Here is a 23,543-nt window from a genome sequence, read left to right on the forward strand (position 1 = left end):
TCCATGAACAAAAAACTCCCCATTTTACTGCTGGTTTCGGTTTTTATTATAGCAACCTGTGGTCTTATTTATGAACTGATAGCCGGAACATTGGCCAGCTACCTGCTGGGCGATTCGGTTACCCAGTTTTCAACCATTATTGGTGTGTACCTGTTTTCGATGGGTGTAGGCTCGTGGGTATCCAAGTATTTTGATAAAAACCTGCTGGGCTGGTTCATCCGCATTGAAATACTGGTTGGCCTGGTGGGTGGCACAAGCTCATCAATCCTGTTCCTGGTTTTTGAAAGCGTAAGCTCGTTCCGCATTATCCTTTATGGTCTTATCTCTATAACCGGCATACTGGTTGGCCTCGAGATCCCGATATTGATGCGCATCTTAAAGGATAGGTTTGAGTTTAAAGACCTTGTATCAAAGGTTTTTACGTTCGATTATATTGGCGCTTTGATAGCATCGCTGGTGTTCCCGCTACTGCTTATTCCCTACCTGGGTATTGTCCGCACCGCGTACCTTTTCGGTATATTGAATGTACTGGTAGCTTTAATTACCTGCGTTAACTTTAAGCATGAAATAAAAGGCGCTAAATATTTACAGGGCGCATCCATCATTAGTTTGGTAGCATTGCTAACCGGGTTTATCTATGCCAATACCATCACCAATTTTTCGGAAAGCCTTACCTATAGCGATACTATCATCTTTTCAAAAAGTACGCCTTATCAGCGTATTATCATTACCAAAAAAGGTCGAGACCTGCGCTTGTTCCTCAACGGAAACCTCCAGTTTAGTTCGGTTGACGAATACCGTTATCATGAAGCGCTGATCCACCCCGTGCTCCAAGCCGTACCCGATGCCAAACATGTGCTGGTAATGGGTGGCGGCGATGGCCTTGCCGTACGCGAGATATTGAAATATCCACAGATAGAAACCGTTACCCTGGTTGATCTGGATAAGGAAATGACCAAACTGTTCCGCACCAACGATATGCTGTTGAAACTGAATAACCGGTCTTTTCTATCGCCAAAAGTTACGGTTATTAATGCTGATGCTTTTTCATGGGCGAGAGAGCAGCATAAGGTTTACGATGCCATTATTATTGATTTCCCGGATCCATCCAACTATTCGGTAGGCAAGCTTTACACTAATACTTTTTACGGCATTGTAAAGCACTTGCTTAAGCCCGATGGTATTATGGTGGTGCAATCCACATCGCCATACGTAGCTCCTAAATCATACTACACAGTCGAAAAAACTTTGCAATCAGTTGGTTTGCATACCGTTCCTTATCATAACTATGTACCTTCTTTTGGCGAATGGGGCTATATTATGGCCATGAACAGACCGGTTTATAAAGTGCCGGACCATTACCTGCCGGGGCTACGCTTTATGTCGAAACAATGCCTGGAGCAGATGTTGTATTTCCCTAAAGATATGGCCCGTGTACCCGCACAGGTAAATAAACTGAACAACCAGATATTGGTAAAATACTTTGAGGATGAGTGGTCGACTGTTTTATAACCGCGCATCGGGGCCAAAACCTTTAAGTCGCCGGTCGTTCCTGCTACAGGCGGGGCTACTTACGGGAGGTATTTATCTCAGCGGTTGCATCCGCAAAATAAGCGGCGGCAAACCGGAGTACGCGCATGTTAAAGGCAAACTATCCGGTCCGAATGCTAAAGCCGGCCATGCCCTACGCGATAAATTGCCAATGCCCGCTCCGTCATCCCAGCAATCGGTTAAAACACTAATCATCGGTAGCGGTATCTCCGGGTTATCTGCAGCAAGGTGGTTGAAAAAACAGGGCGAAACAGATTTTAAGGTACTGGAACTGGAAGATCATACCGGCGGCAACGCCAGTTTTGGCACAAACAGTGTTTCTTCCTATCCATTAGGCGCGCATTATTTGCCAATAGTAAACAACTACGATAAACCACTTGTTGATTTTCTACAGGAAACCGGCGTTATCACTCATTTTGATAATAAAGGCCTACCCTTTTACAACGAGTATTACCTGTGTTTTGATCCGGAAGAGCGCCTGCTCATCAACGGGCACTGGCAGGAAGGTATAGTACCCGATTTTGGTGTCAGCGATGACGACCGCAAGCAGATCACCCGCTTTTTTAACCTCACAACACAGCTAAAAAACGCTAAGGGAAACGATGGCAAATACGCTTTCGATATTCCGTTGGATAATAGTTCGGCCGATGAAACCTATCGCAAGCTGGACAGGATCAGTTTTCAGGACTATTTGAAACAGAATGGCTTTACCTCGCCTTACCTACTGTGGTATTTGAATTACTGCTGCAAAGATGATTATGGTACACCAGCTTTGAATGTTAGCGCCTGGGCTGGTCTGCATTATTTTTCGGCGCGTAAAGGTACGGCCGCCAATGCCGAACCAAACGCGGTAATTACCTGGCCCGAAGGTAATGGCTGGCTCATGAAACAGCTGAAAGCTTCGGTTAAAGATCATATTCAAACATCATCGTTGGCCTATGATATCAATATAGAAGGCAACGGTAAAGTAGCCGTAAAAGTCCTCGACCTTAAAAAGAACACATCCACAGTTTTTTATGCCGATAAGGTGATCATGGCTTCGCCGCAGTTCGTTAATCAAAAGCTGCTTAAAAATATTCCCCGACCGGGCTTTGATGTAAGCAAACTGCACTATTCTCCGTGGCTGATCGCTAACTTAACCGTTAATGAAATACCCACCGCCGTTAAGGGCATGGTGCTTTGCTGGGATAACGTGGCTTACAATACAGCATCGGTAGGTTACGTAAACGCCAACCAGCAGGATACAAAACTGATAGAGAATAAAAAGGTGATCACTTATTACCTCCCTCTATGCGATAAAGAACCACGACTTGCCCGCCTCGCTGCTTACACCCGCACTTACGAGCAATGGATGGATATTGTAATAACCGAAATGGAGCAAATGCACCCCGGCATTACCGAGCATATTGAACAAACCGATATCTGGCTTTGGGGACACGGCATGATAGCGCCAACAGTTGATTACATCTGGGGCGATAACCGCAGGCAGGCAAATGCCGCTATTAATAACCAAATATTTTTTGCGCATACCGACTTAAGTGGGATCTCTATTTTTGAAGAGGCTTTTCACCACGGCATTAGGGCAGCACAGCAGGTTTTAGATCATGGAGCAGCTTAAAACCAGCATTCAACCATGGATAAAAAACAGCCTTACCGATGGGATCTTTATCCTGTCGCCCCCGTTTATTGCCTTGCTTGTTGTGGCGCTTTTCCCGGTGCAGTTTAAAAACTCGGCGCTGATGCCAGTGCAATACTGGGTTATATTAATTGTGATGATTGATGTGGCCCATGTTTACAGCACCCTTTACCGCACCTATTTTAACACCGCCGAGTTAAAAAGGCAGCCGCATGTACTTATCGGTGTCCCTCTATTTTGTTATGCCGTTGGCGTGATACTCTATATTGCGGGTGGAATATTTTTTTGGCGGGCGTTAGCCTACCTTGCCGTTTACCATTTTATAAGGCAGCAATATGGTTTCCTGCGGATCTATTCGCGTAATGAAGATCATAGCACTTTATTAAGATATATCGACAATACGGCTATTTACATAGCAACCATTTACCCTTTGCTCTACTGGCATTTCAGCAGTTATAAAAAGAATTTTAATTGGTTTGTTGATGGCGATTTTGTTTTATTTCATGTTGATGGCTTGCTCGCCATCGCCCAAATTGGTTACCTGCTTACCATTGCTTTATTCATCCTAAAAGAAATTTGGGCTTATATTAAAACCCGCCAATTTAATCTACCTAAAAACCTCATAGTTTTAGGCACCTTCCTGTCCTGGTATTTTGGGATAGTATATTATAATGGCGATATGGCTTTTACAACGCTCAACGTAGTATCGCATGGCATCCCATACATGGCTTTGGTTTGGTTTTACGAGCAGAAAAAGTTCAGCAACAATAAAACTCCAAGCACAGGTTTCATGAAAATCACCTTCAGTAAGTATGGCGTGTTATCATTTGTAGGCGTCCTTATTTTGTTTGCTTATGTAGAAGAAGGCCTGTGGGATGGCTTTATCTGGAAAGAGCATGCTTCGGTATTCGGTCTGTTTTCGGGTTTGCCTTCTATTAGTAGTGATACTATACTGGCTTTAACGGTTCCTTTACTGGCGTTACCGCAATCAACACACTATGTATTGGATGGTTTTATATGGCGGATGCGGAAACAGAAGCAGGTTTAAAACAGGTTATTATCGGCAGTACTAAAAAGCCAAGGCATCTGAAGGAATATACGACATCCCACCATCGTCATGCCGAATTTATTTCACTGTTGTCCGGGGAAAGGTTTTTCAAAAAGTTTTACCGGACAGCCGGTATCGAAATAGCTGCGATATTATACACTAAAAACTTTTTGAAACACTACAACGCAACCATAAACGGTCTAACCGCAGGAAAAGCTTAGTTTCGATTAAATTTTTACCGGACAGCCGGATTTTAAAAAGAGATTCAATAATTTAAAAACACAGGGGGCTTGCATTTAAAACAGCATAAAAAAAGGCCTTTTTGAGGCCTTAAAAAAGGTTTTTAGATAGGAAACGAAAGTTCCCCGGACAACAGTGAAACAAGTTCAACACGACGGAGATTTTAATTACGTCATGAGCAGTTACGAAGCAATCGCATGTAGGCAAGGCCGCCCTGTACAGTTCGCGATTGCTTCGTACCTCACAATGACGGCTTTTTAAATTCAATTCCGTTGTTATCCACAACTGTTAATCTCTCACTTTTCAATATTTTCGTATCTTTAAAAAACTAATTGATTTTTGATGCGGGATAGTGCTCACAATAAGCTTTCTGTGGTTTGGTCGGAAAAGATCCAGGTATTTGAAACTGCTTTTAATGAGTATTGGAACGAGCTTTACCGCCACGCCTACCGCAAAACCCAGGCCGAGGACATATCGAAGGACTTAGTTCAGGAAGCCTTTATGGTGCTTTGGGATAATCTTGATAAACTTGGCGAGCCGCAGGAGATCCTCCCCTTTTTATATGGCACGCTACGCAATAAAACCCTGCGTGAGTTCGAAAAATCAGAAATACATTTAAGATACACGCAATCGGCAGCTATTACCGATAACCCTTTCGATCCATCATCAGAAAACTTGCTGTTAAACCAGGAACTTGAAACAGTAATTGCCGGCGAGGTTACAAAAATGCCTGAGCGTATGCGGGAAATTTATCTATTAAAAAAAGAAGACAACTTTTCCATCCGCGAAATAGCCGAAAAACTCGACCTATCCGAGCAAACAGTAAAAAATCAACTCCAAAACGCCTACGGAAGGTTACGTTTATGTTTAAAAGACTATAATTCGCCCATTGCCACCGTGGGTTTTATGGTTTGCTACATACCTTTATTACTACACCATTAACTTTTTTCAAATAAATTGTAAAATCGTATAGTACTTTTAGCTTCTTAAACGCATATGTATATATAAACAACATATTGTGGAAGAGCAAGAGTTAAAAAAACTGATTTCGAAGTACAATTTGGGCACTGCAACGCCCGATGAACGCGTGCTTATTGAAAATTGGTACGATGAGCTAAACGGTGCCGAGCTTTCCAAAAGCGATGAAGAGCTGGAGGGAATGAAGCAGGGTACCTATGCCGCCCTGCAAACCTACATTAGCACAACCCAACCTAAACAATACCCCACCCAAAATAACAAAATCATCACCCTTACCTATGTAAAATGGATAGCGGCCGCTATGCTGCTATCCATAAGCATTACGTTTTATTATTACAGGCATTCGGCGCAAAACAGCAATGCCCTTGCCCTTAATGATATAGCCCCGGGCGGCAACAAAGCCATCCTTACCCTTGCCGACGGTTCGAAACTGGTGCTTGACGATAGTAAAAACGGCAAACTGGCCACCCAGGGTAAAACAGTGGTACAGAAAACTGGTAGCGGTATGCTTTCCTATCTATCGGCGGCTTTGGGAACGGGTTCATCCGAAGTAACCTACAACACTATTACTACCCCACGTGGCGGTCAATATCATGTTACCTTGCCCGATGGCACACAGGTTTGGTTAAACGCGGCATCATCATTAAAATTCCCAACCGCGTTTAACGGCAAGGAGCGTGATGTTGAACTAAGTGGCGAGGCCTATTTTGAAGTAGTTAAAAACAAGGCGATGCCTTTCCATGTAGCATCGGCCGGGCAAAATATCGAGGTGTTAGGAACCCATTTTGATATAAATGGTTATAAAGACGAAGCCTCACTCAACACTACCTTGTTAGAAGGATCAGTAAAAGTCGCCAAAGGGGCTTTAACTGCTACGCTTAAACCAGGCCAGCAATCCTCTATCAGCAATAATGAAACCAACGCCGCTATCAAAGTAAGTGAGGTTGAAGATATTGACGCGATCACTGCATGGAAGGATGGCAAATTCCGTTTTGGTAATACAGATATTAAAACCGTAATGCGACAATTGAGTCGCTGGTACGATGTGGAGATAGAATATGAAGGCAAAATTGCGGCCGACGATGTTTTTACGGGCACATTTTCGCGCGATATGACCCTCGCTAAAGCATTAAAATTACTTGAATTTTCGGGTGTTAACTTTAAAATAGAAGGGAGAAAGATTATTGTAAAATAATTACTTCGTTATAACCCGCGTGGTGGCGAGGCCATCCGTGCCCGGAAGGCACAAAAAAACCGGAAAGTGGTTGCAACACTGTCCGGCCAATAGCTTGGGCCAACTTCCATTTAATTTATCTGACTAAACAAACTTTACTGAAACCCAAAACCGTACAAAAGTATGTATTTTTCTACTTCTTGTTTGCAGCGTATTACCCATACGCGCCTAAAAAAATTACTATTGGTGATGAAGTTAACCACTTTGCTCATTTTTATCGGTTTCATGCAGGTGAACGCAGCCGTTTATGGCCAGCGCATTAATATTAATGCGAGCAACATCAGCATCGAAACTCTTTTTAAACAAATTGAAAAGCAAAGCGGCTATTCCTTCTTTTACAAAGCCAATGCCCTCAAAAATATGCCGAAGATCAATGTGGAAATTGATAACGCCACCATTGATGAGGTACTTGAAAAATGCTTTAAAAACAAACCGCTTGACTATCTGATAGTAGATAAAAGCATTGTTGTTAAGCGCAAAGATTTGCCCACTGTTGTTTTGCAGAACAACGTTTTAATATCGGGCAAAGTTGTTGACGAAACCGGGCATCCCCTGCCAGGAGTTTCTATCAAGCTAAAAAACGCCCAAAACGTTTGGATCACCAACCAGCAAGGTTTATTTACCGGGGTTATTGTTGACCCGGCCGATAATGCCGCTTTGCAAATAACCTACGTTGGTTACATAACCCAGGAGATCCTGATAAAAAACCTAAAAATTGGCGTTACCATTACCATGAAGCCTGATGTTGGGCAGTTAGATGAGATCCAGGTTATTGGTTACGGCCAAACCACCAAACGTTTCAATACCGGCGATCAAACAACCGTTACTGCCAAACAAATTGAAAACTATCCGGTAGGTAACGTATTATCGGTACTACAGGGTACGGTTCCGGGCATGGTGGTAACCCAGGCTTCCGGACAGGCAGGCAGCACGTATTCTGTGGTTATCCGCGGGCAAAATGGCTTAACCACCAGTAGCGATCCGCTATATGTTGTTGATGGAGTTCCGTTTAATGGCGGTGCTTTCTCATCCCAAAAATCTAACTACCTGGGTTCAACCAGCAGGGCTTACGATGCTTTAAGCTTAATTAACCCGCTGGATATTGAAAGCGTAAACGTTTTAAAGGATGCTGATGCTACCGCGATATATGGGTCAAGGGGTGCTAATGGTGTTATCCTGATCACGACTAAAAAAGGCAAAAGTGGAGATGCCAAAATTGATGTTAATGTTTTTAGCGGTTTCAGCGAGGAAGCTAAGCTCCCCCAGTTATTGAACACACAACAGTATCTTGCCCTGCGTCACGAAGCTAAAAAGAATGATAACGCGGCCATTGGGCCCAATGATTACGACCTGAACGGCACATGGGATACAACCCGTTATACAAACTACCCTCAATTATTTTTAGGCGGACAGGGCCATAACACCAACGCGCAGGTAAGTATTTCGGGCGGTGCACCCAATATTTCCTATTTGGTGAGCGGTAACTTCCGCAGGCAAACCAACGTGCAGGAATTGATAGGCGGCCGCGAGCAGGTATCATCATTGCATTTTAGCCTTAACTCATCAAGCAGCAACAAACGCTTTAATATGGCTTTTAGCGGCGGCTATACCAATAGCGATAATAACATCTCTAATGCCGATTTAAGCAGCTCTGCCTTCACTATGGCACCCAACAGCCCCGTGCTGTATAAACCGGATGGTTCACTTAATTTTGAAAATAACACATTTATAAACCCATTGCTGGCAAGCAAAACTATTGCCCGCACAGCTTTAACCAACTTTAACAGCAGCCTGCAATTAAGTTATCAGCTTTTAAAAGGCCTTACAGCGCAGGCTACCATGGGCTATAATAAACAAAACAATACCGAGTTTTTAGCTAACACGGTTGCGTCAATACTTCCATCGTCGGTGGCGTTGGGATCAAAAGGTTCGGCAAACTATACTTATAACAACAGGAGTTACTGGAGCGTTGAACCACAATTAAACTATAGCCGCACAGATGGCAAAGGCCTGTTAGGGTTAACTTTTGGCGGGAGTTTGCAAAAACAAATGACCGATGCCACACAATTGCAGGCTAATGGTTACACCAGCGATTTGCTGATCAATAACCTGGCCGCCGGCACCGGGGTAACGCCTCTTGGCCAGGGTTACGCCGCATTTAACTACAAATACGCTGCATTTTTTGGTCGCGCTAATTATAATTGGGATAACAAATACATTGTTAATGTATCGGGCAGGTACGATGGTTCCAGCCGTTTTGGCCAAGATCGTCAATTCCATACATTTTACGCCGCAGGCGGCGCATGGTTGTTCAGTTCGGAAAACCTGGTTAAACGGGTTGCCCCATTCCTGAGCTTTGGTAAATTAAAAGTTAGCTACGGCGAAACCGGTAACGACCAGATAGGTAATTACCTGTACCTGCAAAACTTTACCCCGGTAACATCAAGCACCCCATACCAGAGCACTCCGGGCCTGATACCAAATAATCTTGCCAATCCATATCTTACCTGGGAAACCACCCGAAAACTTAACTTTGGATCCGAGCTGCAATTCCTGAACGGCCGTATAGGCATTGATGCTAACTATTTCATTAACAAAACGGTTAACATCCTTTCGGCGGTTCCGCTTTCATCAACAACCGGCTTCCTTACCATCCAGCAAAATATTCCGGCCAAAATACAGAATAAGGGTTTTGATATCACCCTTAATACGGTTAACGTACGATCAGGCGATTTTACATGGACAACAAACCTTACATTCAGCAGGCAGCGAAACAAGCTTTTAGCTTTCCCTAATGCAGCGTCATCAGCTTACCTGCAAATGCTTAATCAATCAGTTAATAGCTTTTTTGTTAACCGTTATGCAGGTGTTAACCAACAAACAGGCTTATACCAGTTTTACGATCGTAACGGAGCCATCGTATCTGCACCGGCCAGCAACAGCAGCGATCAGATTAAACTGATAAACCTTAACCCCGATTATTTCGGCTCAATGGCCAATACATTCTCTTATAAAGGGTTTTCACTTAATGTTTTATTCCGCGGAATTAAACAGCTTGGTCAAAGTCCGTTCGGGCAAATTGTTTCAGCCACCTTCCCTGGCTTTAGCAATAGTAACGTGCCGGTACAACTGCTTGATAGGTGGCGCCAACCGGGAGATGTTGCAACGTATCAAAAAGCAACCAGTTCATTTAGCCCTGCCCTGCTAAGCAAACTTAATATCAACCGCAACCTGGATGCTTACTATAGCGATGCCTCATATATCCGCCTGCAAAATGCATCGCTTGGTTACCAATTTCCAACCCAATTGGCCACAAGGCTGCATTTAAGATCGCTTAAAGTATACGCATTGGGCGAAAACCTGGCTACCATCAGCAAGTATAAATTCACCGATCCCGAGACCCAGAATTACCTGCGTTTGTCGCCATTAAGAACAATAACTTTCGGAATCCAGGCATCACTTTAATCAGAGTAAAACATGAAACTTTTAAATGTAAAATCAATTCATATAGGTGCTGCCGTGCTTATGCTGGTTTTAGCAAGCAGTTGCAAAAAAGCTATCGAAGTTGGCCCATCGTTAACCAACGCCAACAGTGGCAACGCTTTTTCTTCAAATACCGCTGCACAGTCTGTGGTTGCAGGTATTTATTCAATTATGTCGCAAGGATCTTTCTTTCAAGGAGTAAACAGTGTGAGCCTTAATATGGGCCTTGCTGCCGATGAGCTAACTAACATCAGTACTTCTAACTCAAGTTTCGGTCCTTTTTATACCAACACTTATTCGTCGGTTACGCCGCCTGCTTTTTGGAGCGAGTTTTATAGACTCCTTTACTTTTGTAACACGGCTATCGAGGGTATATCTAACTCCCCCGCGGTTACCGGGAATGTAAAAAACCAGTTGCTGGGTGAAGTGAAGTTTTTAAGAGGATTTATTTTCTTTTATGCCCAAAACCTGTATGGCACGCCGCCGCTAACTATCAGCACAGATTACACGATAAACAATGTAATAGGCAACAGCACTACCGATGCATTGAACAAGCAGATCCTTGACGATTTGAAAGCCGCGCAGGCCGCTTTGCCGGATAATTACGTTGATGCCAATGGTGCGAAGGTTACCGATCGCGTACGCCCAAACAAACTAACAGCAACCGCTATGCTGGCAAGGGAATACCTGTATTTACGCGACTGGAAAAATGCCGAAGATCAAGCAGGTACAGTTATTACCAGCTCCAATTATAACTTAGTGAACGACCTAAACCAAGTATTTTTAAAAGGAAGTAAAGAAACCATTTGGGCGCTACAGCCAACATCGCTCACGTACCTTAATACCATTGATGGAGCATATTTAATTGTTAACGCTTCATATACTTTATTTACCCAGTTTCCGATAAGTACGCAGTTAAAAAATGCTTTTGAACCTAACGACGCGCGCTTTGCCAATTGGGTAGGCACATTTACTACCGCAACCGCTACGCCTACTACTTTTTATTACGCAAATAAATACAAGGTATCGTCGTTAAGTTCGAGTGTTGCGGTTACCGAATATCCTATAGTGATGCGTTTATCTGAGCAGTACCTGATCCGCGCCGAAACAAGAGCACAGCAAAGCAACATCAACGGTGCAGCTACCGACCTGAATGCCATCCGCACACGTGCGGGTTTGGGAGCTACAACAGCATCAAGCCAGGCGGATATGATCACCGCCATTTTGCACGAAAGACAGGTAGAACTGTTTACCGAGTGGGGACACCGCTGGTTTGATTTAAAACGTAACAATTTGTTAAACAATGTAATGAATACCGTTGCGCCAGCCAAAGGTGGTACATGGGCCACTTATAAACAGTTGATGCCTATACCGCCATCCGATATTTTGGCGGATCCTAACCTTGTACAAAACCCAGGTTATAATTAAAATTTAAGCCACTGGCTACTTTTCGAAAGCTTTTTTAATCCCCTCTTGAGAGAGGGGGAGCGGAGGAACTGTGCGGTAGAAGGGGTGTGTTTCAGCGATATTTTTTGCCGCTTTACTAAACACACCCCTCCACCCCTCTCGAGAGGGGAATCGCGCATGGCCCTGCTTTTAAACAGAGAACAAACTAATCAAACTAATGTATAACTATCAAAAACAAGCCGGCCGGGCATTGATGCTCGCCGCCGTGCTTAGCCTGGCCGTTGGCGCTGCCGATGCCCAGAAAAAATCAAAAAAAGCCACCGCAGCGGTTGATACTGCCAAGGCTAAATCACTGGCGCAACTGGCAGCAGCCAAGCCAACCACTTCACTTAAACCTTATAAAGAAGTGGTACCGGCCACGGCTAAAACGCTGAAAAGCTTTTTCTCGCTGCATCTTGTTGCCGATAAATACCTGTTCGAAATTCCCGACTCGTTGTTGAATAAAGATATCCTTGTGGTAACGCGCATTGATAAAGCGCCATCAGGGTTCAGGTTGCCGGGCGGCTACATGAGCTATGCCGGTGATGAGGCGGCACAATCGGTAATTGAGTTTGAAAAAGTACCGGGCGATAAAATTGTGATGCGCTCTGTAGCTTTCCGCGAGTTTTCGAACGATACTACCGAAAACGGCTTATCGCGCTCATTGATCAACAGTAATTACCAAACCATACAAGGCGCGTTCCCTATTAAAGCATTAAACAAGGAAGGTAAAAGCAGTGTGATAGACATGACTGATTTTATCAATGCTGATAATAGCATTTTTGCCCTTGGCGATCCCTTTGTGCGTGGTTTATTGGGATTTATGGCTGTAGACCGGGGCTTTATTGACGATGCCAAAGCTTTCCCTACCAATGTGGAGATTCGCTCGGTAAAAACATACAACCAGAAACCTTCACCTTTTGGTGGTACGCCTCCTCCTTTTACGTTCGAGTTTAACAGCTCGATAGTGCTGTTACCTTCTGTACCTATGAAAGCCCGCTTAGCCGATCCGAGGATAGGTTTCTTTTCTAACTCTTACGTAGATTTTGATGTAAACCCTCACGGCGTTGCCAGTACCAGCTACATATGGCGCTGGCGCATGGAACCCAAGCCCGAGGATATGGACAAGTACAAACGTGGCGAATTGGTTGAGCCTCAAAAACCAATTGTTATCTACGTTGATCCGGCTACGCCCAAAAAATGGGTACCATACCTGAAACAAGGTATTAACGATTGGCAGGCAGCTTTTGAAAAAGCAGGTTTTAAAAACGCTATCGTAGCTAAAGACGCGCCGCTTAATGATTCTACCTGGAGTATTGATGATGCCCGCCATTCGGTATTGGTTTATAAGCCATCATCGGTACCAAATGCCAGCGGACCAAGCATTAAAGATCCCCGCACCGGCGAGATCCTGGAAACACATATTAACTGGTACCACAGCGTAATGACGTTGGTGCAAAACTGGTACACCGTACAGGCTGGCGCTATTGATCCGCGTGCACGCAAACCTCAGCTGGATGATGAACTGATGGGCCAGCTGATCCGCTTTGTATCATCGCACGAGATCGGGCATACTTTGGGTTTGATGCACAACTTCGGTTCATCGTCAACCGTACCGGTTGCCAACCTGCGTAACAAAGCCTGGGTTGAGGCGCATGGCCACACGCCATCTATTATGGATTATGCCCGCTTTAATTATGTAGCCCAACCAGAGGATAATATCTCGGAGAAAGGCATCTTCCCGCGCATTGGCGATTATGATAAATGGGCCATTGAATGGGGCTATAAGCTGATCCCTGATGCCAAAACCACTAATGATGAAAAACCGATCCTCAACAAATGGATGATCGACAAGCTGGCATCGGGCAAGCAGTATTTTTACGGCAGCCAGGTTGATCCATACAGCAACGACATTTACAAAGGCAGCAACCTTGACCCACGCGATCAAAGCGAAGATCTTGGCGACGATGCCATGCTGGCCAGCACCTACGGTATCAAAAACCTGAAACGCGTCGTACCAAACCTAACCACCTGGTTAAAAGAGCCTAACGAAAACTACGACAGGATCGCTGATATGTACACCGAGGTAGTTACCGAATACCAACGTTTTATGGGCCATGTTTTAAAACACATAGGTGGCTTATATACTACCCCCAAAACAGTTGAACAAGCCGGCCCGGTTTACGCAGTAGTTGAAAAAGCGAAACAAAAAAGGGCGATGGCCTTTTTGCAGGATCAGCTTTTCACAACACCATACTGGTTGATGGATAATAAATTGTACAACAACAGCACTACTGATTTTACGATAGTTGCCAGGGTACAAAAGGGTGTTTTACTACAACTGATCAGCGCGCAGCGCATTGTAAACATGCTTAGCCAGGAGCACAATTATGGCGATAAAGCTTATTCAGTTAACGAGATGCTTACCGACCTCAGAAAAGGTATCTTCTCAGAACTGCCAGCCCATAAAGCTATCAGCATTTACCGCCGCGATTTGCAAAAGGTTTACGTTGAAGGTTTGATCGCTATTATCAACAAGCCAACAACAGGCATGGATAACGATGGCCTATCTATAGTGAAAGCACACGCCAAATCATTAGCCGCGCAAATGAAAGCTGCTTCGGTGGGTACAAACGGGGTTACACGCGCTCATTTAACAGATCTATACGAGCGCATTAATAACGCCCTTAAACCAAAAGATAACGCTTAATACCACCGGGACAACCAAAAGCTAAAAATACTCCTCGTTCTTTATTTTTAACCTTCAGTGAAAATCAGTTTTAGTTTATCAACAAAAGCACCGCCTGGAGTGGCGGTGCTTTGTTTTTTTAATCTGAGGTATGAAACACAACTTTATGTGCCTCCCATAATGCCGGTACTTCCAGTTTATCGGTCAGCCGTTCCAATACTGCATCCGGTATTGCCTCTTCCCTATTCCTGTTCTGCTTTAACAGATCAGCATAAGGCGCTTCTACATAAATTATCTTCACAGCTGCTTTATAAGTAGTAAATAACTCAACCAATTGCAGGCGCATTTGCCGGGTAATATCGGTAGCATTCCAGATAAAGCTTTTCTGCTTTCTTAGCAACACACGGGCTTGTTCTTTAGCCTCCTGTATCACTGTGCCGTTGCCGCTTTTATCTGTAGGCGATATGCCCCAGGCAACACGGATATCATCAAGCGAAACCGCCGGCATATCAGGGTAGTGCTTTTTGATGTAAGTGTTTTTTCCTGCTCCGGGCAAGCCACTCATCAATATCACCTCGAAAGCGGACTGCTCAAAAGGCACATAATCCGGGTAAGCAACTTCATGTTGCATGTAGTACATTTTCGCCTCGCCAGTTTCAAAACTCCGGGCCTTGCCCCAGCAATTTTGTTCGCGACAAAAGGCTTCAAAGCAATCAATTTTATACAACATTTCGGCTTGATCATTACAGATCCTGCCCAATACATCAGCACGGGCCAGTAAAGCCAGCCATTGGGTGTTTACCTCCATGCTTGCCATAATTAGGGCTTTTGCCGGATCTGGCTTTTCAAATACCCAAAGCGGCAGGCCATGATAGCGTACCAGGCCAACAACCTGCTCGCGAATGGCGAAGGGCGTTGGTATTTCCCGGTAAAGGATCTGCCGGGCCGTCATAGCGCCTTTGCGGGCATGCCCGTTTGAGGTGATCCGACCGTCCGGCTCAATTACCGTGGTGCTGTATTTCTCTACGTCGTGCAGTAATGCTGCAGCCCAAAGTATTTCCTGTTCCGGGGGTGATAGCTGTTGATAAGCCGTTTCAGCCACTAACGCATCCAGCACCATTTGGGTGTGGATTGCTACATTGCCTTCGGCGTGATAGATCTCATCTTGAGGCACATCTTCCATCCGTTTTACCCTATCAAAACGGGTTTCAAGATGTGCCCAATCTTTATTTTCAGTAATGGTCCACATAGGTACCTCCTTCTTTTTTTAAGGGCGCACGTTTCCAGCTGCGTGTCCAATGCTGGTCGGTTTTAACGTGCCCTTTTCGTACATATTTAAATACATTATGCGCAAAATTATCTACCGCGTAAGCATCCGCGTTGCGGGATACTATGCCTTCGATGGTTGCCGGTTGCCCGCTTATTACATCATGCGGATCAAACCTGCCCCTGCCTTTGGTTAGTTCAAGCGTTTGTTGCTCAAACAGTATTTGATCTTCAGGCTGATGAACTGTTGCCAGTTCAGGTACAGTTGGCAAACCAATCATTGCTGCATAAAATTTAGTTTCTTCCCAGCTTAACCATCTGTCGTGCTCGCGGATCCCGAACACATAAAAATGATGTTCGAGGTTGCGGTATTCGATAGAATGGATAGCATAGAGGTTTTCGAGAAAGATCTCCAGGTTGCCCAGATCATTTTTGATCAATTGCCAAAACCTGCGGATACTCTCCGTCCAGCCCGAAACCGTTGGTGCGGCATGCGAACGTGCAAAAACGCCATGCCGCGACAAGCAGTTATTTTCGCCATCCAGTTTTTCGGTATGGATAAGCGTGGGTATTTGTTGTATATGTTGCCAATAGTCGTGCTGTATCCTGTCGTCGCTGGTGGTACCCGGCGAAAACGGATAATGATACGTACGACCATATTTTTGTGATATAGCCATGTTGTAAAATTTTAATTAAAAGAAATAGAAATTCACCTCCTCCCCTGGGATGGGGAAGCTCATTAAACGTTTATGCTAATGAGATTACATGGCTCAAATTTTTGAGAGTTTCTTATTTTATTCGGACAAAGATAGCAAAGCGATCTGAAATAGCTATTCGCCTTTTTCTATTTTAGTAGCAATCGTATTTGGATAGTTTACATGAGGCTCTATCTCGTATCTAAAAACAAAGTCCCTACAATCCTTTGTATTGATGTTAAAATAGAAACTTGCTGGTTTTGGCAGCTTCATGATCTTTAAGGTTTGAATATCAATTACCACTTGGCCGGTAAATTTCTTAGCATTAATATAAGCAATAAAAAAGCGGTTACCCGGCAAAAAGTATCCACCCGAAAAAAAATCAAAACCGACGCCTTTAAAACTCGCATACCCATTTTTACCAGATAGCAGGAGAGCAGTCTTGCTGTCTTTATCTCTATAATATAGTCCGGTAATATCATTGCCCAGGCCTACAGTTGTAACTACGCCACCAAGGTCATAACGGTTTTGCTCAAATAAGCTTGGATGATAATTCAAGTAAATACTATCCGCGTTAATGCCTCGCAGTCTCAAACTGTCATCGCTAAAATGTTCAGATAGTGCCTTGCGGCTTTTGAGGTCTATTTTTTTAAAAGCGAGATTGCCTTTTGATGTTGCAAATTCATAGTACAGTTTCGTTGGGTCAGTACTGAATAAAAATTCGTCAGCTACCTCTTCGTCAAGATCAACTAACAATTTAAATACACCATCGGCTATACCGTACCTATAAATGCTTGACCTGTTTTTCTTACTATAATTCCCCTCCCATACTCTATCCTGTAAAATCAAAAAGGAATCTGAATTTTGGTTCCATTGTATCGATGGAGCAATAAACCTTCCGTTAGCCCGATTTTCCGCTACCACGTTGAGCTCAGTACAATCATCTATTTTAAAAAGTGACTTGCCTTTATTATCAATAAGCAGCAATTTATTTTTATTGTAGATAACGGCGTGCTTACCATCGGGCGCAATAAAAGCATCCTCAATATCACCTTTCCAAATTGGCTTAAGGGTAGATGTTATTTTTCCATCCGCAGTATAATACAGATCGCCGTCTATTTTATAATATAAGGGTTTGGATGCAAAAACCTCAAAATGACTTTCCTTAAAAGCCGATAATGTTGGCAAATCAATACGAAACACAAATTGACTGATCAGCAACCATATCCCCGCTAAAATAACAACGGCAATGGCTATATTTTTGACAGGCTTTTTCAAAGTGATAATGGTTTAGGTCGCTAACTTACATATTTTATATTTCGAAACCTTTACCGCGATGTTAAAACAAAAAGCCCGCGTCAATTACCGCAGGCTTGTAGTCTGTTTAAATCTATTAAAGCCATCATTGCGAGGTACGAGCAATGACGCTGGGGAGATAGTTATCAGGCCAAAATACTATTGATCAGCTTCAACTCTTCATCGCTAAACGAAGTATTAGCCAAACAACCGATAGAATCCGTAACCTGTTCAGGCTTACTTGCACCGATCAATACTGAAGTGATCCGTTTATCTTTTAAGATCCATGACAAAGCCATTTGCGCCAGGTTTTGGCCGCGTTGCAAGGCAATTTCATTCAGCTTTGCAGCTTTGGCTATGTTTTGCTCGGTTATGGCATCTTCATCAATAGCACCATTGCCACGGTGGGCGGCTGCCCTTGAACCTTCAGGGATGCCTTTCAGGTATTTATTGGTTAACAAACCTTGCGCCAGCGGCGAGAATGGGATACAACCAACGCCTTCATTTTCCAGCACATCAAGTAAGCCTCCTTCAACCCACCTATCAAACATCGAGTATTTAGGCTGATGAATTAAGCATGGTGTACCTAATTCTTTTAATACAGCTACGGCTTTTTCAGTTTCTGAGGCGCTGTAGCTTGAGATACCAACATATAAAGCCTTACCCTGGCGAACGATGAGATCTAAAGCGCCCATAGTTTCTTCAATAGGCGTTTCGGGATCCGGGCGGTGGTGGTAAAAAATATCTACATAATCCAAGCCCATGCGTTTTAAGCTTTGATCAAGACTGGCAACGAGGTATTTTTTCGATCCCCAATCGCCATATGGCCCTTCCCACATACCCCAACCGGCTTTGCTCGAAATGATCAGCTCATCGCGGTAGCTTTTAAAATCATCCTTAAAAATACGACCAAAAGTTTCTTCGGCTGAACCCGGCGGCGGACCGTAATTATTGGCCAGATCAAAATGCGTAATGCCTTTATCAAAAGCTAAACGTAAAATATTGCGGGCATTTTCCAGGCTATCAATACCGCCGAAGTTGTGCCATAAGCCAAGCGATACCGCAGGTAGTTTCAAGCCGCTGTTACCGCAACGGCGGTATTCCATGCCCTGGTAACGGTTTGCATCAGGTAGATAAGTCATATTTATTATAATTAGTAAAGTTTCAAAGATGAGATATCTGCACCTAAAAATCCGTTGAACTGGGACAAGAAATCAAAGTAATTACAGTTATCCGCTTGTATATTTACCCCATGTTTCAAAGCATCAACAATTACGCGGCACGGTCGGTAAATTTAACTCCCGAAGAGACGGCTTTGTTTAATGAGATCCTGGAATATCGGCAGGTACCCAAAAAAACGCGCTTATTGCAGGCCGGTGATATATGCAACTTTGAAGCTTACGTAATTAAAGGCTGCATCCGCGAATACACGGTTGATGAGAACGGAACCGAGGTAACCCTGCAATTTGCTGTGGAAGACTGGTGGGTAAGTGATCTGGCCAGTTTCCAGGATCAAACCCCGGCCTACATGAATATCGAAACCCTTGAAGATTGCGAACTCCTCATCCTCACCCGAGAAAGCAAAGAACGCCTACTTACCGAAGTACCCAAACTGGAGCGCATGTTCAGGCTGATGTTGCAGCGGCACTTAACCGTGGTGCAAAAGCGGCTATTTAAAACTATTGCTACCACGGCCATGGAAAAATACCAGGAGTTTATTAACCGGTACCCGGGCATACCACAAAGGGTGCCGCAGCATTATATCGCTTCGTACCTTGGCATCTCGCCCGAGTTTTTGAGTAAACTGAGGGCGAGGGGATTGAAGAAGTAAACAGGTGAACTACAAGAATTTTTTATAGTTAGCCTGCCAATAGTGTTTAATAAAACCCATTTATAGCTTTTATATTTTTTTATCACCCCAATTGGATAACTCTTGATTGGTAAGAGCTTTTCTCCTTTTACCTTAGATATAAACACACCAACCTCTTTATCGCCTTCGCAACCAAGTCCCGCGATGTGGCCAATTGCTATTGCTTTATAATTGTTTATTTTAAAAAGATCACTATTCCAATTCATATCGGCACAGCCAGCTCTTTCATAGGAGTAATATAAATTGGTATTTCCCAGGCGGGTAGCAGCTGCAAAAGATCCGAAGTTTTTAACCTCCGTAAAGTTTCGCATACTTTTATTATACAAGAACAACGCGTTATCGCCGGGAGTGTTTGAAAAATATTCTATAAGCAAATCTTTATAACCGTCTCTATCAAAATCAATAAACTTCATTTTCCAAATTCCACCAGCATTCAAGCGGTTTATTACTTTACCTTTTGCCTTTATTATAACAAAATCATCATTGTTTTTAAAAATAGCTTTGTAGCGCACGCCACCAACGCTGGCCGTTGCAATTTTATCTTTCTGAGCAAACAAGAAGCTGGAATAAACAAGTAAAAAAGCAGTGATAAGGATGGCTTTCATCAGGGTATATTAAGCATCTAATTTAACACAAAAAGGGTACATCATTTAAAACGATGCACCCTTTTATTTAATAAATAATCTAATCAATTACGATGGATATGCAGACCATTAAACTGCTTTTTACCGTTTTCATATGAGTTGTTTCCCTGCGCAAAACGCTTGTATTTTGAAGCATATTTTTTAAACACGCTATCGGGCTGTTTAACGCCATTAACTATCAGCTCTTCGCTATTGAATGACATATCGTGCAGGGCTTCTTCGTTCGGGATAATTTTATCCGCCACCAGGTCGCTGGTCATTTGTTTTAACAGGCGTTGGTCTTCGGCTGCGCGTTCCTGGTCTTTTTTTGCCTGGGCCTGATCTAAGTAGGCCTGCTCCTGGTCGCGCTTAGCTTGTTCCTGATCGCGGCGGGCTTGCTCCTGGTCGCGGGTTGCTTGTTCCTGGTCACGTTTAGCTTGCTCCTGATCTTTGGCCGCTTGCTCCTGATCGCGTTTGGCCTGCTGTTGGTCGCGTGCGGCTTCCTCTTGTTCAACTTTGGCATGGGCCTGATCGCGGGCGGCCTGTTCCTGATCGCGTTTGGCTTGCTGCTGATCCCGGCGGGCCTGTTCCTGATCGAGTTTTGCCTGTGCCTGGTCTTTTTTAGCCTGGATCTGGTCTTTCCTGATCTGCTCACGAATGGAAGCTACTTCTTTGCGGTACTCGTTCCATTTGGTTGAGGGGATAATTTCACCGTTAATAGCCAAAGCGGTTAGTTTATCATCTACCAGTTCCATTTGATAGGTTTTACCATTCAAGTTAGTTTGAATATGCTGATGGCCTTTATTGCTAACGTTATCGTAATTATTATAGGCCACGTAAGGTTTTCCTTTGGCCGGTTTCTGGGCGTTTGCAGCGTTGGTTAAGGCCGTTGCGGCTATCAGCAACAGGGCGCTTTTTAAATAATTTGGTTTCATTTTTTTGATTTTAAGGTTAAAAAATTGGGCAATAGGTTTCCGATCCGCCTTGCGGGCAGTTTTAAAAATTGTTAATTAAAGTTTTGATCAATACACAGTCCGGCCTCTAAAACAGGGTGCACTCCCGCTTTATCAACCGAAATAAAAAGAAATTACCTGCTTATTCCTGAACGCTTGTTTTGGGTTTTATAGGTTCTGTTTTGGGTTTGCTTACTTGCGCCTGCTCCCGTTTTGCCTGTTCCTGGTCGCGGCGGGCCTGCTCCTGGTCGCGCATGGCCTGTTGCTGATCCAATTTTGCCTGCGCCTGATCTCGCATAGCTTGCTCCTGGTCGCGTTTTGCCTGATCCTGATCACGACGGGCCTGCTCCTGATCAACTTTGGCATGTTCCTGGTCGCGGCGGGCTTGCTCCTGATCTCGCTTAGCCTGCTCCAGCTCTGGGTTTACCTTTGTTTTTTCGGATACTATTTGCGCGCTTTCACGTTCAGCCCGTTGCTTGGCTTCCATTGCGTCCTGCTCAAGCTGTTCTTGAGCTGAAACCGGTTTAACTTCGGCCAAATCCTGGCTTTGTGAAAAAGCTCCAGCCTGGTGCAATTGCACGTGGGCTTTTTGCCGTATCCGTTTGGGCTTATCAAACTGCCGGGCTATAGCTACTGAAGGTGTGTTAACTGATTTTACTATAACCTCTTCTTGTTTGTGTGCCGGGGTACTGCCAGCTACAGGCTTGTTGATCTTCCTGATCTGCGCAATGGCAGCGGTGGCAATAATTGCAGATAAGATCATCACTCCGCTTATTAAAAACACTTTCTCGCCGGTGGTTATCGTCTTGTTCCGCTGCCCTAAGATGCGGCTTACCCTTTGCAGCAACTGGTTCTTTTTACCGGGGAAAGCCACAGCGTAATCAGCGCCATAAAGCGAGTGCTCTTTAAAACTGATGAGCGCCTGGATAAATTCACGTTTATTTTTTGTTTGGGCGAGGGCGATATCGTCACAGCAATTTTCCCGCTCATCGCGCAGCAAGGCCGAGATCCACAATAAGCCGGGATTGAAAAAGAAAACAGTTTCGGCAACGGTTTGCAAAAAGTTGACCACGTAATCATACCTGCGGATGTGGGCCAGTTCATGTAGTAGTACAGCCTCCACCTGCTCGGGCGGAAGCCCGGCCAACAAGCCCGCCGGGATCAGGATCAGCGGTTTCAGATGACCGATAACCATAGGTACTTTTACATAGCCCGATTCCAGCAGTTTCACCGTTTTGTTGAGCTGAAGTTTTTGGCAAAGCAGTTCAACCCTGTTTTTCCAGTGCTGAGGAGGTTCAGATACCTGCCTGTACCTCGCTACCCGGATAAACACCAATCCGCGCATCATCCGTACCCATCTAAACAGGAAAAACACAAACCATAGCAGCACCACCAAAGGCGCATTAGCCGTAAAATAACCTACGCAGGTATAAGTAAAGGCTCGTACACCATCGGCATTAAGGCTTAATAATGCAGAGGCTTTTCCGCCAATAGCATCTCCCAATTGCACCATGCTCTGCTGCGGCGGCTTGTTCAGCTCCCATACAAATGTGAACATGCAGGCAGCCACAAATATTAAAAACTGTACCAATACCAGGTTGTACCTTAAGGCCGCGCTCGCTTTTTTGGTAAGCAGCATTACCAACGCACTAATAACAGCCAACAATAAGCCCTGCCATAGCGAATGGATCAGCATCCAGCTAAAGGCCTGTACCAGGTTTTGGGTAATGGTGTTTGTGTTAAGGAGCAGGTGCATATGGGTAAGGTTTTAATTATTTATCGTCCATGTTTTTAAGCAGCTCTTTTATTTTTTTGAGTTCTTCGGCCGATGTTTTATCGTTGCCTAACAGGGCCACCATTAAATCGCTCGGCGAACCGTTGTACATCGAATCAACAAAGCGGCCAAGCAGGTTTCCTTTCACTTTGCTTTCTTCAAGCAAGGCACTATAAACGTGTTTCATATTGGTTTCATCGCGCTCAAGCATCCCCTTCTCTTTCATCACCTGCATCAGCTTCAAGGTGCTGGTGTATATAACCGCCTCTTTTTGTTCATTAAGCTTATCGTGCACAAATCTTACGGTAGAAGGTCCGTATTGCCACAACACCTGCAAAACATCCATTTCAGTTTTAGTTGGTGGTGCATCAGCCGAGATATCCTTTTTAAACAAACTCATAAACCAAAGGTATGCATTAAAAACGTACGTTGCAATAGATAGGTTTATTTTTATTTGATTTTTTTTGAAGAATGGCAAAATAGCAGACTATAAATAAAAGAGTTATGCGGTATAATGTTGATCTGTACGCCGCATAATCTACTCACCCGGTCTACGCTTCGCTGGACCACCCTCTCTGCGGCAAGCCGCAAAGAGGGTAGGAAAAATAAAATAACAATGTGTTTCCCCTCTTTACGCGCAGCGTAGAGAGATTCTGTGTTAATTATCAAATAAATTCTAATTTTGTTTACTTAAGGCGGCTCTATGCCAGCCTGTTTAGGGCGGTATGACTTCGGGTTATATCCGCCCTAACTATTTTATA

At 44.1% G+C, this 23,543-nt stretch carries 17 protein-coding genes; 9 read left to right on the forward strand and 8 right to left on the reverse strand.

Annotated elements, in window-relative coordinates:
* Nucleotides 1–3: 3 nt before the first annotated feature.
* From AAFN85_RS29565 to AAFN85_RS29600, 8 genes are all read left to right on the forward strand, one after another.
* A complete protein-coding gene (locus tag AAFN85_RS29565) occupies nt 4–1,512 on the forward strand; it encodes a polyamine aminopropyltransferase (RefSeq protein WP_347531577.1) in 1,509 nt (502 codons plus the stop codon).
* Entirely contained in the window at nt 1,490–3,169 is a 1,680-nt protein-coding gene (locus AAFN85_RS29570) for an FAD-dependent oxidoreductase (protein WP_347531578.1), read from the forward strand. The genes AAFN85_RS29565 and AAFN85_RS29570 overlap by 23 nt, the downstream gene beginning before the upstream one ends.
* Nucleotides 3,156–4,235 carry a hypothetical protein gene (locus AAFN85_RS29575; protein ID WP_347531579.1) on the forward strand — a complete coding sequence of 360 codons (1,080 nt, stop codon included), beginning with the start codon at nt 3,156–3,158 and terminating at the stop codon, nt 4,233–4,235. Before AAFN85_RS29570 ends, AAFN85_RS29575 begins: the two co-directional genes overlap by 14 nt.
* Nucleotides 4,236–4,817: 582 nt before the next feature.
* On the forward strand, nt 4,818–5,417 hold the full coding sequence (locus tag AAFN85_RS29580; RefSeq protein WP_347531580.1) for a sigma-70 family RNA polymerase sigma factor: 600 nt from the start codon (nt 4,818–4,820) through the stop codon (nt 5,415–5,417).
* Nucleotides 5,418–5,493: 76 nt separating this feature from the next.
* Entirely contained in the window at nt 5,494–6,648 is a 1,155-nt protein-coding gene (locus AAFN85_RS29585) for a FecR domain-containing protein (protein ID WP_347531581.1), read from the forward strand.
* Between the two features lie 228 nt (nt 6,649–6,876).
* Nucleotides 6,877–10,152, forward strand: coding sequence for a SusC/RagA family TonB-linked outer membrane protein (locus tag AAFN85_RS29590; RefSeq protein ID WP_347531593.1), 3,276 nt, complete (start codon nt 6,877–6,879; stop codon nt 10,150–10,152).
* 12 nt (nt 10,153–10,164) lie between these two features.
* Entirely contained in the window at nt 10,165–11,598 is a 1,434-nt protein-coding gene (locus tag AAFN85_RS29595) for a RagB/SusD family nutrient uptake outer membrane protein (protein WP_347531582.1), read from the forward strand.
* A gap of 196 nt (nt 11,599–11,794) precedes the next feature.
* The gene (locus tag AAFN85_RS29600; protein WP_347531583.1) at nt 11,795–14,326 is read left to right on the forward strand and encodes a zinc-dependent metalloprotease; all 2,532 of its coding nucleotides are present in this window, start codon (nt 11,795–11,797) and stop codon (nt 14,324–14,326) included.
* A gap of 118 nt (nt 14,327–14,444) precedes the next feature.
* On the opposite strand, the gene AAFN85_RS29605 is transcribed toward AAFN85_RS29600, so the two are convergent.
* The 4 genes from AAFN85_RS29605 to mgrA form a co-directional block, all read right to left on the reverse strand.
* Nucleotides 14,445–15,554 carry an AAA family ATPase gene (locus tag AAFN85_RS29605; RefSeq protein ID WP_347531584.1) on the reverse strand — a complete coding sequence of 370 codons (1,110 nt, stop codon included), beginning with the start codon at nt 15,552–15,554 and terminating at the stop codon, nt 14,445–14,447.
* Nucleotides 15,538–16,248, reverse strand: coding sequence for an RNA ligase family protein (locus AAFN85_RS29610; RefSeq protein ID WP_347531585.1), 711 nt, complete (start codon nt 16,246–16,248; stop codon nt 15,538–15,540). The genes AAFN85_RS29605 and AAFN85_RS29610 overlap by 17 nt, the downstream gene beginning before the upstream one ends.
* A 153-nt stretch (nt 16,249–16,401) precedes the next feature.
* Nucleotides 16,402–17,544, reverse strand: coding sequence for a hypothetical protein (locus AAFN85_RS29615; RefSeq protein WP_347531586.1), 1,143 nt, complete (start codon nt 17,542–17,544; stop codon nt 16,402–16,404).
* Nucleotides 17,545–17,708: 164 nt separating this feature from the next.
* Nucleotides 17,709–18,704 (reverse strand): L-glyceraldehyde 3-phosphate reductase, encoded by a 996-nt coding sequence (gene mgrA, locus AAFN85_RS29620; RefSeq protein ID WP_347531587.1) that lies wholly within the window; start codon nt 18,702–18,704, stop codon nt 17,709–17,711.
* 110 nt (nt 18,705–18,814) lie between these two features.
* On the opposite strand from mgrA, the gene AAFN85_RS29625 reads away from it, so the two are divergent.
* On the forward strand, nt 18,815–19,393 hold the full coding sequence (locus AAFN85_RS29625; protein ID WP_347531588.1) for a Crp/Fnr family transcriptional regulator: 579 nt from the start codon (nt 18,815–18,817) through the stop codon (nt 19,391–19,393).
* On the opposite strand, the gene AAFN85_RS29630 is transcribed toward AAFN85_RS29625, so the two are convergent.
* The 4 genes from AAFN85_RS29630 to AAFN85_RS29645 form a co-directional block, all read right to left on the reverse strand.
* The gene (locus tag AAFN85_RS29630; RefSeq protein WP_347531589.1) at nt 19,321–20,037 is read right to left on the reverse strand and encodes a hypothetical protein; all 717 of its coding nucleotides are present in this window, start codon (nt 20,035–20,037) and stop codon (nt 19,321–19,323) included. The two genes, AAFN85_RS29625 and AAFN85_RS29630, sit on opposite strands and share 73 nt — an antisense overlap.
* Before the next feature lie 83 nt (nt 20,038–20,120).
* Nucleotides 20,121–20,990 (reverse strand): hypothetical protein, encoded by an 870-nt coding sequence (locus AAFN85_RS29635; RefSeq protein WP_347531590.1) that lies wholly within the window; start codon nt 20,988–20,990, stop codon nt 20,121–20,123.
* Between the two features lie 160 nt (nt 20,991–21,150).
* Nucleotides 21,151–22,764: a M56 family metallopeptidase gene (locus AAFN85_RS29640; protein ID WP_347531591.1), complete on the reverse strand. Its 1,614-nt coding sequence runs from the start codon at nt 22,762–22,764 to the stop codon at nt 21,151–21,153.
* 16 nt (nt 22,765–22,780) lie between these two features.
* On the reverse strand, nt 22,781–23,182 hold the full coding sequence (locus tag AAFN85_RS29645; protein WP_347531592.1) for a BlaI/MecI/CopY family transcriptional regulator: 402 nt from the start codon (nt 23,180–23,182) through the stop codon (nt 22,781–22,783).
* Between the last annotated feature and the right edge of the window lie 361 nt (nt 23,183–23,543).

It is taken from the genome of Mucilaginibacter sp. CAU 1740 (genome assembly GCF_039839285.1).
Taxonomy (GTDB): domain Bacteria; phylum Bacteroidota; class Bacteroidia; order Sphingobacteriales; family Sphingobacteriaceae; genus Mucilaginibacter.

Bases quoted from the DNA above. Each gene is read 5' to 3' on its own strand.
- AAFN85_RS29565 (WP_347531577.1), top strand. From the start codon at position 4: ATGAACAAAAAACTCCCCATTTTACTGCTGGTTTCGGTTTTTATTATA.
- AAFN85_RS29570 (WP_347531578.1), top strand. From the start codon at position 1,490: ATGAGTGGTCGACTGTTTTATAACCGCGCATCGGGGCCAAAACCTTTA.
- AAFN85_RS29575 (WP_347531579.1), top strand. From the start codon at position 3,156: ATGGAGCAGCTTAAAACCAGCATTCAACCATGGATAAAAAACAGCCTT.
- AAFN85_RS29580 (WP_347531580.1), top strand. From the start codon at position 4,818: ATGCGGGATAGTGCTCACAATAAGCTTTCTGTGGTTTGGTCGGAAAAG.
- AAFN85_RS29590 (WP_347531593.1), top strand. From the start codon at position 6,877: ATGAAGTTAACCACTTTGCTCATTTTTATCGGTTTCATGCAGGTGAAC.
- AAFN85_RS29595 (WP_347531582.1), top strand. From the start codon at position 10,165: ATGAAACTTTTAAATGTAAAATCAATTCATATAGGTGCTGCCGTGCTT.
- AAFN85_RS29600 (WP_347531583.1), top strand. From the start codon at position 11,795: ATGTATAACTATCAAAAACAAGCCGGCCGGGCATTGATGCTCGCCGCC.
- AAFN85_RS29605 (WP_347531584.1), bottom strand. From the start codon at position 15,554: ATGTGGACCATTACTGAAAATAAAGATTGGGCACATCTTGAAACCCGT.
- AAFN85_RS29610 (WP_347531585.1), bottom strand. From the start codon at position 16,248: ATGGCTATATCACAAAAATATGGTCGTACGTATCATTATCCGTTTTCG.
- mgrA (WP_347531587.1), bottom strand. From the start codon at position 18,704: ATGACTTATCTACCTGATGCAAACCGTTACCAGGGCATGGAATACCGC.
- AAFN85_RS29625 (WP_347531588.1), top strand. From the start codon at position 18,815: ATGTTTCAAAGCATCAACAATTACGCGGCACGGTCGGTAAATTTAACT.
- AAFN85_RS29630 (WP_347531589.1), bottom strand. From the start codon at position 20,037: ATGAAAGCCATCCTTATCACTGCTTTTTTACTTGTTTATTCCAGCTTC.
- AAFN85_RS29635 (WP_347531590.1), bottom strand. From the start codon at position 20,990: ATGAAACCAAATTATTTAAAAAGCGCCCTGTTGCTGATAGCCGCAACG.
- AAFN85_RS29640 (WP_347531591.1), bottom strand. From the start codon at position 22,764: ATGCACCTGCTCCTTAACACAAACACCATTACCCAAAACCTGGTACAG.
- AAFN85_RS29645 (WP_347531592.1), bottom strand. From the start codon at position 23,182: ATGAGTTTGTTTAAAAAGGATATCTCGGCTGATGCACCACCAACTAAA.